A 13,307-nucleotide genomic window follows, 5' to 3' on the forward strand; every position below is an offset into this window, starting at 1 on the left:
TGCCGCTTTTGCATAATTCCTGACTCCACCATGCTTAATATCTACAACACGCTGGCCCGCCAGAAACAGCAGTTCGTTCCCATCACCCCAGGCAAGGTCAATATGTATGTCTGCGGCATGACGGTATACGACTACTGTCACCTTGGGCATGCGCGGGTCATGGTGGTTTTCGATATGGTGGCGCGCTGGTTGCGCACCTCGGGTTATGCCGTTGATTACGTGCGTAATATCACCGATATCGACGACAAGATTATTCAACGCGCGGCGCAGAATGGCGAAACCATAGGCCAACTGACCACGCGCTTTATTGATGCGATGAATGAAGACGCCGATGCACTCGGCGTGCAACGCCCCACCCATGCGCCTAAAGCCACCGAATACGTGGATGAAATGCTGGCCATGATCGGCCAACTGGTCGCCAAAGGTCTGGCTTATCCGGCGCCGAATGGCGACGTTTACTACGCCGTGCGCAAGTTTGATGGCTACGGCAAATTGTCGGGAAAATCGCTGGAAGACTTGCGTGCCGGCGAACGCGTCGATATTGATCACAACAAACAGGACGCGCTCGATTTCGTGCTGTGGAAAGCCGCCAAGCCGGGCGAGCCGGCATGGGAATCGCCATGGGGCGCGGGCCGTCCGGGTTGGCATATCGAATGCTCGGCCATGAGCTGCCATCACCTTGGCGAACACTTTGATATTCATGGTGGCGGCGAAGATTTGCAGTTTCCGCACCATGAAAATGAAATTGCCCAGTCCGAAGGCGCGCACGGCCACCAGTACGTTAATTACTGGATGCATAACGGCTTTATTCGCGTCGATGACGAAAAGATGTCCAAGTCGCTGGGCAACTTTTTTACCATCCGCGAAGTGCTGCAAAAATACGATGCGGAAGTAGCACGCTTCTTTATCCTGCGCGCGCATTATCGCAGCCCGCTGAATTACTCCGACGTGCACCTGGACGACGCGCGCAATTCCTTGACGCGTTTGTATACCACGCTGAAAAACGTGGCCCCGGCGGATGTGAGCATCGACTGGAGTAGCGCGTATCCGGCCCGCTTTAAGGCGGCCATGGATGACGATTTCAATACGGTGGAAGCCGTGGCAATTCTGTTTGAACTGGCGCATGAAGCCAACAAACAACAATCGGCGCAATTGGCTGGCGAATTGAAAGCGCTGGCTGCGGTATTGGGTCTGCTGGAACGGGATGCCACACAGTTTTTGCAGGCGGGCACCAACGCTGGCGAGGGCGAATTAACCGCCGCCGCGATTGATGATTTGATTGCGCAACGGAAAGCGGCCCGGGCCGCCAAAAACTTTGCCGAATCCGATCGCATCCGCGACGTCCTGACCGCGGCCGGTGTGGTGCTGGAAGACAGCGCTGCAGGCACCACCTGGCGGCGCGCTTAGGCCACTGCGCACTGAGCAGTAGTGCCGCCGCGCCCGGCGTTTTAAACGAACAGGCGTGGCGGAAGCTGCCATAATCGCCGGCATTTCGCTTGTCGGATCTCTACCCCCATGCTTGAAATCATCGAACACGAAGGCGCGATCCGCGAATTGCGCATGGCGCGGCCCCCGGTGAATGCGCTCAACCCGGCGCTGATCCGCGAAATCCGCCAGCAGATTCTGGCGGCCCCGGCGCAGGGTGTTAGTGCGCTGATTTTGTCGGGCGCCCCCGGCTTGTTTTCTGCCGGCCTGGACGTGCCCGCGTTGTTGGCGTTGGACCGGAATGGCCTGGCAGCTGCTTTTGATGATTTTTTCGGCATCTTTGCCGCACTGGCGCATAGCCCCATCCCCGTCGTCTCCGCCATTACCGGGCATAGCCCGGCGGGTGGGGCGGTGATCTCGATTTTCTGTGACTACCGCGTCATGGCCGAGGGCGATTTCCGCATCGGCCTTAATGAAGTCCAGGTTGGCCTGGTGGCGCCGGATTGCGTGCAGATCGGTCTGCGCCGTCTGGTGGGGCCATATCGCGCCGAACGCTTGCTGGTGGCGGGCAGCATGATCACCGCAGCGCAAGCGCATCAATACGGCATGGTGGACGAACTGGCGGCGGGCGATGCCGTGGTGGCAGCGGCCTTGCGCTGGTTGCAGGCAATGAATAAGTTGCCGCGCGCCGCCATGCTGGCCACGCGAGCCATTGCGCGGGCGGATATCAAGGCGGCCTATCCCCATGGCCAGGTGCCGGATCTGAGCGAGTTTGTCGCCCAGTGGTTTGCTGAGAGCACGCAGACCGCCTTGCATGCCCTGGTGGCGCGCCTGAAAAAATAGCCGGGCAGGCCGCCGGGCATGGGTGCGGTTGACGCCAGGATTAACGGCGTAGAAATCAAAAAACCCCTTGTCCCCGGCATTCGCGCCGCTTGTAAGTTTTCTGCTTTCAAAGTGTTGCAACTGTATCGGCGCTACTCGCCGGGACGAGGCAAACCGTTATGATGGCGGCATAAGGGGACCTCTATGCCGACGCTGTTACAAAATCGGTTCCAGTTGCAAAAACTCCTGGGCGAAGGCGCTCAGGGCAAGGTGTGGCTGGCACATGACCAACGCCTGGATCGCCAGGTGGCCGTCAAACAAGTGCGTGCGGGTAGTTACAATGCGACGCAGACCCAGCTTGCAAGCCGCTTGCAGCATGCGCACGTGGTTGCCCTGCACGATGCGTTCGACGCCGACGGTGAACACTGGTTGGTATTTGAATATGTGCAAGGCCAGACGCTGGCAGCGTATCTGAAAAGCGCGGGCCGGATGACGCCGTCACAGGCGGTGGACGTGGCCATAGGCGTGCTCGATGGCCTGGCCGTGGCGCATGCGCAAGGCGTGATCCATCGCGATATCAAACCGCAAAACATCATGCTCGATGGCGAACTGCGCCCGCGCATTATGGATTTCGGTATCGCTGCCGCGCGCGGGGCGCAGGCCAGTGCCCAGGGCACGGCCGCGTATATGGCGCCGGAAGTGATCAACAATCTGCCCGTGGATGCGCAGGCCGATATTTTTGCCGTGGGCATGACGCTGTATCAGATGCTGACCGGGCAACAGGCCGTGGCAGGCGAATCGGCGTGGGCGATTATGTACCGCATTGCCACGCAGCCGATTGCGCCGCCGTCATCGATCGAATCCGCCATTGATGAAAAACTCGATCATCTGGTGATGGTCGCCTTGTTCAAAGACCCGCGCGAACGCTTTAGCGATGCCGCCGCCATGCGCGATGCGCTCAAAACCTGGCGTGGCGAACATGCGGCGCAAGAAGGCCATGACGATCGCCAAAGCACGCTGGATTTTCTGCTGCGGCGCATGCGCCATACCAGCGACTTTCCGGCCTTGTCGCAAGCCATCAGCGCCATCAACAAGATCAACGAATCGGATGCCGAGCGGCTGCAAGTGCTGTCGGGCGTCATCCTTAACGATTTCTCGTTGGTGAACAAACTGCTGCGCATCGTCAATTCGGCCAGCTATGGCCAGTTTGGCGGCACCATCAGCACGATTTCACGCGCGATTGTGATTCTGGGTTTCGACACGATTCGCAACCTGGCCATCACCTTGTTGCTGTTTGAGCACATGCACAACAAGGCGCAGGCCAACAAGTTAAAAGAATCCGTACTGCGCGCGTTTTTTGGCGGCGTGCTGGCGCGCGAGATAGGCCGCAAAGCCGGTGCGCGCGATATGGAAGAAGTGATGATTTGCGGCATGTTCCATCATCTGGGCAAGCTGCTGACCATCTATTACTTTCCGGAAGAACAGCAGGAAATCAGCCGCAAAGTGGAAGGCGGCACAAAAGAAGACGTGGCCGTGGTGGCGGTGCTGGGCTTGTCGTATGACGAGTTGGGCATCGGCATTGCCAAACACTGGCTGTTTCCGGATCGCATCGTTAACGCCATGCGGCCACTGCCCGATGGCATGCCGCGCGAGCCAAATAGTCAGAATGAGCGTTTGCGGGTGTTTGCCAATCTCAGCGCACGGCTGGTGCCGCTGGTAGGGATGGGGGCGAACGAGCAGCAAAAAGAAATGACCACGCTGCTGCGCCAATACGGCAGCGCCACCAAACTGGGTGCCCGCGAGTTGCAAGACGTGCTGCGCAGCGCAGCCGATATTTTGTATTCGCATTTATCGGCGATTGGTGTGGATGCGCGCAGCTCGGTGTTCTTGCGCCAGTTGGCCAAGCAGAACGCGCGCGATTTACCGGACGGTAAAGAAACGGCCCACGGCGACTCGCTGGAAGAATCGGTGCTGCATAACGATACCGAGCAACGCGCAGATATTGCGAGCGTGCTGTCGGCGGGCGTGCAGGACATTACCAATACCCTGGTCAGCAGCTTTAATCTGAACGACGTGCTGCGCATGATTCTGGAAACGATGTATCGCGGCGTGGGCTTTGAACGCGTGCTGTTCTGTACGCGTGACGCCAAAAAGCCGCTGATGCTGGCGCGCTTTGGCTTTGGCAGCGATACGGCCGAAATCATTCCGCAGTTCAAGCTCGATACCACGCAGACGGGGGATGTGTTTCAGGTGGCGCTGGAACGCAATCTGGATATCCTGATCGACGACATCGACGCGCCCGCAATCGCGGACCGTGTGCCCGCCTGGTATCGCGAGAACATTCCGGCCGCCAGTTTCATCATCTTTCCGCTCAAGGTCGGCGACCGCATGATCGGGTTTTTCTACGGCGACAAGCTGGAAGCAGGTTCACTCAAGTTCGGGCCAAACGAACTGAATATGCTGAAGACACTGCGCAACCAGGCCATTCTGGCGATCCGGACCAAACAAGCTGGCGGGTAGCTTGTATAGGGTGGGTCCAGACCCACCACCCAATGCCGTAGAGAAGCATGCAACAGCAAATCTCTCGCTGGCTTTGAGTGGTGGGTCCAGACCCACCCTATGCGTTTACGCGCGGATGCACGCTACCAGCGTGCCGGATGGTTTGACGCGATCCAGACCGAACCGGCTGGCGGGTAGCTTGTATAGGGTGGGTCCAGACCCACCACCCAATGCCGCAGAGAAGCATGCAACAGCAAATCTCTCGCTGGCTTTGAATGGTGGGTCCAGACCCACCCTATGCGTTTACGCGCGGATGCACGCGACCAGCGTGCCGCATGGTTTGACGCGATCCAGACTAAACAGGCCGGTGGTAGGGTGCGTTACCCCGCAGGGGCAACGCACATTTTGAGGCGATAGCCTCGGCCCCACCGGGGTCGTGCGCCGTCTATGGCATAGCCGAACTGTGCGTTGCCCCTGCGGGGTAACGCACCCTACGGCGCCTTTGCGGACGCAGTGTTTACGCGCGGATGCAGGCGACCAGCGTGCCGGGCTGCGATTCGTGCAGCGGCGGGACGGTTTTGGCGCAATCCTCAATCGCGCGCGGGCAGCGCGTGCGGAACACGCAGCCAGACGGCGGATTGATCGGCGAGGGCAGATCGCCCTGCAGAATCTGGATGACCTTGGCCTTTTCCAGTTCCGGGTCCGGCAGCGGAATGGCCGACATCAGCGCCTGGGTATACGGATGCGTCGGTCGCGCGTACAGCGCTTCCTTGGTGGCCAGCTCCATCACGTGGCCCAGATACATCACCAGCACGCGATCACTGATGTGCTTCACCACCGCCAGATCGTGCGCGATAAAGATCAGCGCCAGGCCCATCTCGCGCTGCAGTTCCTTCAGCAAGTTGATGATCTGCGCCTGAATCGACACGTCCAGCGCCGACACCGGCTCATCGCAAATCACCAGCTTGGGTTCCAGGATCAGCGCGCGGGCGATGCCGATACGCTGGGCCTGGCCGCCGGAAAACTCGTGCGGGTAGCGGTTGATCTGCTGCTCACGCAAGCCCACGCGCACCATGATGGCACGCACGCGTTGCATCACTTCGTCGTTGGACAGCTCGGGCTTATGCGTGCGCAGCGGCTCGGCGATGATTTGTGCCACGGTCATGCGCGGGTTGAGCGACGCCAGCGGATCCTGGAAGATCATCTGGATATCTTTGCGCGCGCTCTGCCAGTCGCCATGGCTGGCACCACGCATTTCTTTACCCAGCCAGACGATGCTGCCCGCCGTGGCCGGAATCAGATTCAGCATTGCGCGTGACAGCGTGGATTTGCCGCAGCCCGATTCGCCCACCACGCCCAGCGTCTCGCCGGCGTACAAGTCAAACGACACCCCGTCCACCGCCTTCAGCGTGCGCGACGGTTGCCACGGCCATGTATTGCCCTGGCGTACCTGAAAGTGCACTTTAACGTCGCGCACCGACAGGATCAGTTCTTTGTTTTGCTCAGCCATGGGCCACCTCTTTCAAGCGCAGGATAGGCTCACCGGTCTTGTGGCAGGCGCGCAGTACTTGCGGCTTGCCTTCGGCCGGCAGTAGCGCCGGCAGCACCTGGTGGCAGTGTTCGTCAGCCAGGCTGCAGCGTTCGCAGAACGGACAGCCAGCTGGCATATGCGCCATATTGGGTGGGTTACCCGGAATAGAAATCAGCTCAGCGCCATCGTGGTCCAGACGCGGCAGGGCGTTCAGCAAACCAATGGTGTAGGGGTGGGTGGCGTCGTAGAAAATATCGCGCGCGCCGCCGTATTCCATGGTGCGGCCGCCGTACATCACCATCACCTGGTCGCAGATGCCAGCCACCACGCCCAGATCGTGCGTGATCATGATGATGGCGGTGCCAAAGTCGCGCTGCAGTTCTTTCAGCAGCGTGATGATCTGCGCTTGTACGGTCACGTCCAGCGCGGTGGTGGGCTCATCGGCGATCAGGATTTCCGGTTCGCACAACAGGGCCATCGCAATCATCACGCGCTGACGCATGCCGCCGGAGAACTCATGCGGATACATATCCACGCGGCGGGCGGCTTCGGGGATTTTAACGGCGTCGAGCAACTGGATGGCGCGCACGCGGGCGGCCTTGCGGCTCAGGCCCTTGTGCAGTTCCAGTACCTCGGTCATCTGACGTTCGACCGTCAGATACGGGTTCAGCGACGTCATCGGATCCTGAAAGATCATCGAGATACGATCGCCGCGCACACGGTTTAGGTCTTTGGCGGGCATGGTCAGCAGGTTTTTGCCTTCGAACAGCGCTTCGCCACTGGCGATGCCGTTCTTGGCCAGCAGACCCATCATCGCCAGTACGGTCTGGCTTTTGCCCGAACCCGATTCGCCCACGATGCCGATGGTCTGGCCGCGTTCCAGGTTGAAATTGACGCCATTGACGGCACTGATTACGCCATCGGGCGTACTGAACTTCACGCCCAGATTTTTAACTTCAAGCAGACTCATGGCGTCCTCACCGGTCTTTCGGGTCAAATGCATCGCGCAGGCCGTCGCCAATATAGTTGGCACAGCTCAGCGTGGCGCACAGGAACAAGGAAGGAAACAGCAGCATCCACGGTTGCTGGTCCATCTTGCCCACAGAATCACCAATCAGCGCGCCCCAGCTGGTCATCGGCTCTTGCACGCCGAGGCCGAGGAAGGACAGCACTGATTCGGTGAGGATGACGCCAGGTACGGTGACGGTGGTGTAGATGGCCACGATGCCCAGCAGATTAGGCACGATATGGCTAAAGATGATGCGATGCGTTGGCACACCGATGGCGTGCGCGGCTTCGACAAATTCGCGCGATTTAAGCGTCAGCGTCTGGCCACGTACCACGCGGGCGGTGTCCAGCCACGAGAACACGGCAATCGTGATGATCACCAGATAAAACTCGCGCCCGAACAAAGTCATCATCAGGATGGCGATCAGCAGATACGGCACCGCGTACATCATGTCGACGATACGCATCATCACCGAGTCGGTTTTGCCGCCCAGAAAACCCGCGACAGCGCCCCAGGCAATGCCCAGCGCCACCGAAGCGATGGTGCCCAACAGACCCACCAGCAAAGAAATGCGGCCGCCGATGAGGGTACGCACCAGGATGTCGCGGCCCAGTTCGTCAGTGCCGAACCAATGCGCGCCAGCCCAGGTGGGCGGCAGGCTGATGGCGCCCCAATCTGTGTCATCAAAGGTATGCGGCACCAGCCACGGCCCGACGATACAGGCGATGGTAATCAGTGCCAGCAACACCACGCTGAACACAGCGGCTTTGTTGCGGGTAAAACGGTTCATGGCATCGCGCCACGGGCTGCGGCCCTTGACGGATTCGAGTGGCAGGTCCGCGACGGTGCCAGCCAGCGCAAGCTGTTTGCGTTTGGAGAACATGGCTACCCTCAGTAACGGATGCGCGGATCGAGCAGCGCGTACGCCAGATCGACAAGCAGGTTAAACACCACGGCGATCACCGTAATCAGCACTACCAGACCCAGTACCAGCGTGTAATCGCGGTTGGAGGCGCCGTTGACGATCAGCTTGCCCAGACCGGGCAGCGAGAACACGGTCTCAGTCACCACAGCCGAGGTAATTGCGCTGATGGCCACCGGGCCCAGCACCGAAGCCACCGGAATCAGCGCTGGCTTGAGCGCGTGCCGAAACACGATGGTGCGCATCGGCAAGCCTTTGGCGCGTGCGGTGCGGATGAAGTTGCTCGACATGGTTTCGATCAGGCCAGCGCGCATGATGCGGCCGATGGTGGCGACGTTGATCAGCGTGAGCAGGGCAACCGGCAGAATCATATAGATGGTGTGGCCATCCCAGCCGCCAGCGGGCAGCCAGCCATTGCCGTCCGGGTGCTTCAGCCAGATGGCAAAGATCAGGATCAGCACCGGGCCCATTACAAACGAGGGCACGGTATTGCCGATGTTGCCGAGGAACATCACCACGTAATCGACGATGCTGTTCTGGCGCAAGGCGGCCGCGATACCCAGCACCACGCCGATCACCAGCGAGAACAACACCGACAGGCCGCCCACAGTCGCCGATACCGGCAACGCTTGTGCCACCAGCGAGTTGACGCTCCAGTCGGCGTAGCGGAAGGACGCGCCCAGATCGCCGTGCAGAAGGTCATTCAGATAGTACAAATACTGGCGCCACAGCGGCTGATCCAGATGGTACTTGGCTTGCAGATTGGCCAATACGGCCGCAGAGACCTGGCGTTCACTATCAAAAGGTCCACCCGGGGTGAGGTGCAACATCAGATAGCACAGCGTAATGACGGCCAGCGCAGTGGGGATCGCCCACAGCAGCCGTCGAAAAATATAAGACCACATGTGTATTTATCTTCCTGGACGGAACGAAGAAAGGCGCGCCCTCTCGGGACGCGCCATTATTCCAGAAATAAAGCGCAATTGGGGGCTTCTACTGACGGGACGAGTACGGTGTTCCGCTTATAAAAAGCCCCGAATTTCAAACGCTTAATGTTTGATGATGTAGAAATCCTGGCTCAGGTAATCATCCAGAAAGTTGGTGGTGGTGTACCCCCCAACATAGGACTTCACCAGACGGGCTTTGGCGTACTGGAACATCGGGATGACCGCGTAATCGTCCATCGCAATGCCCATGGCTTTGGAGAACGCCGCGTTGCGCTTGCCAGCGTCGGTTTGCTGGCCGCCTTCCTTGATCAGGTTGTCGACGGCGGGGTTGCAATAGAACGTGTCGTTCTGCGCGCTGCCGCAACGTACCAGGTCGAGGAAGGTGGTGGCGTCGTTGTAATCGGCGATCCAGGCGTTACGCGCAATCTGATAATTGCCGTCGTGACGCGTCTTCACAAACACCTTGAATTCCTGGTTTTCCATGCTGGTTTGTACGCCCAGCTTGTTCTTCCATTCCGAGCCCACAAACAACAACACCTTTTTGTGCATTTCGTTGGTGTTGTAGCTCAGCTTCAGGCTCAGCGGCTTTTTGCCCGGGCCATAGCCGGCATCAGACAGCAGCTTTTTGGCCTCGGCCACGCGCTGTGCCATCGGCTCTTTCTGCCATGCGTAAACGGTCGGCGTGCCGCCATCGGTGCCTTTGACAAACAGGCTGTAGGCCGGCGTTTCGCCGTTGCCGGTAACCTTCTGGGTAAGGATGTCGCGGTCGATGACCATGGTCAGCGCCTGGCGCACGCGCTTGTCTTTGAACTCGGGCAGCTTGTTGTTCATGTTGAGGTAATACACACCCAGCCACGGGGTGTTACGCAGTTCTTTGCCAAAGTCTTTTTGCAGCGAACCGTAGATGCCGGTGGGAAGTTGGTCGGTCCAGTCAATTTCGCCCGACTTGTACATCTTGAGTGCGGTGTCATCGCTCTCGGTCGGGTTGTAGGTCACTTTGGTGATCTGGACGTTTTTGGCGTTCCAGTATTGCGGATTCTTGGCCAGCACCACGCGGTTGTTAGGCACCCATTCGGCCATGGTGTAGGCGCCGTTCGAAATCATCTTGCCCGGCTTGTTCCAGTCTTTGCCGCCTTTCTCAACGTTGTCTTTCTTTAGCGGGACCATGGTGCTCATGGTGGCCAGGCCAGGGAAGAACGGCACTACGTCGTTGGTTTTGACTTCGAGCGTGTACTTGTCAGTGGCTTTTACGCCCAGTTCTTTCGGCGGCTTTTTGCCGTCGACGATGTCTTTGGCATTGGTAATGAACTCGAGCAGGATGGTGTACTTCGAACCCGTCTTGGGGTCGACCGCACGTTGCCACGAGTAGACAAAATCATCGGCCGTCACCGGCGAACCATCCGACCATTTGGCATCTTTGCGCAGCTTGAACACCCAGGTGTGGGCGTCGGTCTGCTTCCAGCTTTCGGCCACGCCAGGCAGGATCGCACCATCGGCGCCATTGCGGGTCAGGCCTTCAAACAGGTCGCACAGGATGTAGTTGGATTGCTTGGTCTCGGCCAGGCTGGGGTCCAGCGAATCCGGCTCGGTGCCGTTGTGGCGCACCAGTTCCTGTTTGGCGGCCAGTTGCACACCAGCGGGAACGTTGGCGGCGCTGGCTACCAGAGCGGCCAGGCCAAATGATGCGGCCAGTGCGGCGGCGATGATCTTGCGTGTCATTAAGGCTACTCCTGCCAATCGTGTTGGCGTTCTGGTGCGATAACGCCTGGTATGCGGGTAAACCAGGTGGCTATCGCTGCTTCGGGTCTGGATACAGCCGCAGCGGGTGGGCTGAGATCGGCTGGGGGCATAGCTTAGATCAATTCGCGCGATCCGACATCGTTGAGTTGGCTGCCGTCGGCAAGCGTTAATACTGTTTGCATGCGTCAGGCCGGCAATCGCGCCACGCCGAACACCTGCTTATGCTCGGGTAACTTGATATAACGCAATGAATGCTTGGGGATCGCGTTCGAAGCCGATTTCAAAGAGCAGTTAGAGAGCAACATCCATGCCACTGTAAGCATACCCGGCAAAGTGATGCGCATATCCAACAGGTGTAAGTCTTGGCGTCAGCACGGCTGCCTGTTTGATAGCACAAGAATGCGCGCGCGACGCGGCCGCACGCACAATTTTGGGTCGTTGTGTCCGGAATGATCTGGCTTGTGGGGTGTTCTGGTGCATAGGGTGGGTCGAGACCCACCACTCAAGGCCATCGAGAAGCATGCACCGCTGAATCTCTTCGTGCCTTTGGCTGGTGGGTCTAGACCCACCCTATGGGCGTAAAAAAGCCGACCTTTTGGGTCGGCTTTTGAGGTTTTAACGCCGCATCGGGCACACGCTAGCGTGCGCCCCACGCCACAATTAGAACCATTCGGCGTGGAAGATGCCGGGCTTGTCGGTACGCTCGAACGTATGAGCGCCGAAGTAGTCGCGCTGAGCCTGGATCAGGTTAGCGGGCAGGCGAGCCGAGCGGTAGCTGTCGAAGTAGCTGATGGCCGAACCGAAGGTCGGAACAGCAACGCCAGCTTGCACAGCCGCAGCCACCACATCACGCAGCGCAGCCTGGTATTCATTGGCGATCTTGGCGAAGTACGGATCCAGCAGCAGGTTGCTCAGCTGCGGGTTCTTGGTGTACGCGTCGGTGATGTTCTGCAGGAAGCCCGAGCGGATGATGCAACCGGCGCGGAAGATCTTGGCGATTTCGCCGTATTGCAGATCCCATTTGCTTTCTTCAGATTGCGCACGCATCTGGGCAAAGCCCTGCGCGTACGAAGCAATCTTCGACAGGTACAACGCGCGGCGTACCGATTCAACAAAGGCAGCCTTGTCAGCGATGGCAGGCTTGCTGGCCGGGCCATTCAGCACCTTGGCAGCTTCTTCGCGTTCGGTCTTCAGTGCGGAGATAAAGCGTGCGAACACCGATTCGGTGATCAGGGGCAGCGGCACGCCCAGGTCCAGCGCGGACTTGGAAGTCCACTTGCCGGTGCCTTTCTGGCCAGCCTTGTCCAGAATCACGTCGACCAGTTCCTTGCCGGTTTCTTCGTCTTTCTTCTTGAAGATGTTGGCAGTGATCTCGATCAGGAAGCTGTCCAGTTCGCCCTTGTTCCAGTCGGCAAACACATCAGCCAGTTCGGCGTTGCTGAGGCCAACCACATCCTTGAGGATGGCGTAGGCTTCGGCGATCAGTTGCATGTCGCCGTATTCAATACCGTTGTGCACCATCTTGACGTAGTGACCAGCGCCATCCGGGCCGATGTAGGCCACGCACGGTTCGCCATCTGCCGGGGCTTTGGCGGCGATCTGGGTCAGGATCGGTGCAACCAGGGCATAAGCTTCTTTCTGGCCGCCCGGCATGATGGACGGGCCTTTCAGCGCGCCTTCTTCACCGCCGGACACGCCGGTACCGATGAAGTTGAAGCCCAGGTCGGACAATTCCTTGTTACGACGGATGGTGTCGGTATACAGGGTGTTGCCGCCGTCGATAATGATGTCGCCCTTGGCCAGCAGGGGCTTCAGTTGGTCGATGGTTGCGTCGGTAGCGGTACCGGCCTTCACCATCAGCAGAATACGACGCGGGGTTTCGAGCGAAGCAACGAACTCTTCCAGTGTGTGGTACGGCACCAGCTTCTTGCCCGGGTTTTCTGCAATCACTTCGTCAGTCTTTTCTGCCGAGCGGTTGTAGATCGAAACCGTATGGCCACGGCTTTCAATGTTCAGTGCCAGGTTGCGGCCCATTACCGCCATACCAATTACACCGATCTGTTGCTTGGACATTTCTTCTGCTCCTGTCGGATGCGCGAAGTCGTTGCGACGCGCCTTGTACTCACTATGGAACCAGCCTCTGGGGCTGAACTTGCTATGCGCAACTGGAGTCCAGTTGCACCGGATATGAGGGTCTGATTGCGCCTGTACAAGCACGCAGTGGCCGCTTTTTCATGTTTTCCGGGATGTTTTGCACGAATGTCGTCATTTGAAATGCCCTGACGCGATGCTGGCCAGCGCACCAACCCGACATACGATACATGCGGGCGGACGAGCCGCTGGCGATGTAAAACTTTGGCATCTTACACCTGCAATCACGATCATTCCACGCTGGTAAGCCTGGACTGCGTT

9 protein-coding genes are annotated in these 13,307 nt (G+C 58.9%); 3 read left to right on the top strand and 6 right to left on the bottom strand.

The window, feature by feature from the left end:
- Window positions 1-30: 30 nt before the first annotated feature.
- The 3 genes from cysS (at window position 31) to ACYQ1A_RS07010 (ending at window position 4,767) form a co-directional block, all read left to right on the top strand.
- On the top strand, window positions 31-1,407 hold the full coding sequence (cysS, locus tag ACYQ1A_RS07000; protein WP_499361275.1) for a cysteine--tRNA ligase: 1,377 nt from the start codon (window positions 31-33) through the stop codon (window positions 1,405-1,407).
- A 108-nt stretch (window positions 1,408-1,515) separates the two neighbouring features.
- Window positions 1,516-2,268 carry an enoyl-CoA hydratase/isomerase family protein gene (locus ACYQ1A_RS07005; protein ID WP_499361276.1) on the top strand — a complete coding sequence of 251 codons (753 nt, stop codon included), beginning with the start codon at window positions 1,516-1,518 and terminating at the stop codon, window positions 2,266-2,268.
- Between the two features lie 183 nt (window positions 2,269-2,451).
- A complete protein-coding gene (locus ACYQ1A_RS07010; protein WP_499361277.1) occupies window positions 2,452-4,767 on the top strand; it encodes a protein kinase domain-containing protein in 2,316 nt (771 codons plus the stop codon).
- A gap of 496 nt (window positions 4,768-5,263) precedes the next feature.
- On the opposite strand, the gene oppF is transcribed toward ACYQ1A_RS07010, so the two are convergent.
- The 6 genes from oppF to gnd form a co-directional block, all read right to left on the bottom strand.
- Window positions 5,264-6,256 (bottom strand): murein tripeptide/oligopeptide ABC transporter ATP binding protein OppF, encoded by a 993-nt coding sequence (gene oppF, locus ACYQ1A_RS07015; protein ID WP_062224426.1) that lies wholly within the window; start codon window positions 6,254-6,256, stop codon window positions 5,264-5,266.
- Window positions 6,249-7,247 (bottom strand): oligopeptide/dipeptide ABC transporter ATP-binding protein, encoded by a 999-nt coding sequence (locus ACYQ1A_RS07020; RefSeq protein ID WP_499361281.1) that lies wholly within the window; start codon window positions 7,245-7,247, stop codon window positions 6,249-6,251. The genes oppF and ACYQ1A_RS07020 overlap by 8 nt, the downstream gene beginning before the upstream one ends.
- 7 nt (window positions 7,248-7,254) lie before the next feature.
- The gene (locus ACYQ1A_RS07025) at window positions 7,255-8,169 is read right to left on the bottom strand and encodes an ABC transporter permease (protein ID WP_499361283.1); all 915 of its coding nucleotides are present in this window, start codon (window positions 8,167-8,169) and stop codon (window positions 7,255-7,257) included.
- Window positions 8,170-8,177: 8 nt separating this feature from the next.
- Window positions 8,178-9,113, bottom strand: coding sequence for an ABC transporter permease subunit (locus ACYQ1A_RS07030; RefSeq protein WP_499361285.1), 936 nt, complete (start codon window positions 9,111-9,113; stop codon window positions 8,178-8,180).
- 144 nt (window positions 9,114-9,257) lie between these two features.
- Window positions 9,258-10,874, bottom strand: coding sequence for a peptide ABC transporter substrate-binding protein (locus ACYQ1A_RS07035; RefSeq protein WP_499361287.1), 1,617 nt, complete (start codon window positions 10,872-10,874; stop codon window positions 9,258-9,260).
- 681 nt (window positions 10,875-11,555) lie between these two features.
- The gene (gene gnd / locus ACYQ1A_RS07040; protein ID WP_499361288.1) at window positions 11,556-12,968 is read right to left on the bottom strand and encodes an NADP-dependent phosphogluconate dehydrogenase; all 1,413 of its coding nucleotides are present in this window, start codon (window positions 12,966-12,968) and stop codon (window positions 11,556-11,558) included.
- Window positions 12,969-13,307: the final 339 nt, after the last annotated feature.

The sequence above is a fragment of the Silvimonas sp. JCM 19000 genome (genome assembly GCF_054652575.1).

Excerpts from the sequence above, each read along its gene's own strand:
- ACYQ1A_RS07035 (WP_499361287.1), bottom strand. The coding sequence starts at position 10,874 with ATGACACGCAAGATCATCGCCGCCGCACTGGCCGCATCATTTGGCCTG.
- cysS (WP_499361275.1), top strand. The coding sequence starts at position 31 with ATGCTTAATATCTACAACACGCTGGCCCGCCAGAAACAGCAGTTCGTT.
- ACYQ1A_RS07010 (WP_499361277.1), top strand. The coding sequence starts at position 2,452 with ATGCCGACGCTGTTACAAAATCGGTTCCAGTTGCAAAAACTCCTGGGC.
- ACYQ1A_RS07030 (WP_499361285.1), bottom strand. The coding sequence starts at position 9,113 with ATGTGGTCTTATATTTTTCGACGGCTGCTGTGGGCGATCCCCACTGCG.
- ACYQ1A_RS07025 (WP_499361283.1), bottom strand. The coding sequence starts at position 8,169 with ATGTTCTCCAAACGCAAACAGCTTGCGCTGGCTGGCACCGTCGCGGAC.
- ACYQ1A_RS07005 (WP_499361276.1), top strand. The coding sequence starts at position 1,516 with ATGCTTGAAATCATCGAACACGAAGGCGCGATCCGCGAATTGCGCATG.
- gnd (WP_499361288.1), bottom strand. The coding sequence starts at position 12,968 with ATGTCCAAGCAACAGATCGGTGTAATTGGTATGGCGGTAATGGGCCGC.
- oppF (WP_062224426.1), bottom strand. The coding sequence starts at position 6,256 with ATGGCTGAGCAAAACAAAGAACTGATCCTGTCGGTGCGCGACGTTAAA.
- ACYQ1A_RS07020 (WP_499361281.1), bottom strand. The coding sequence starts at position 7,247 with ATGAGTCTGCTTGAAGTTAAAAATCTGGGCGTGAAGTTCAGTACGCCC.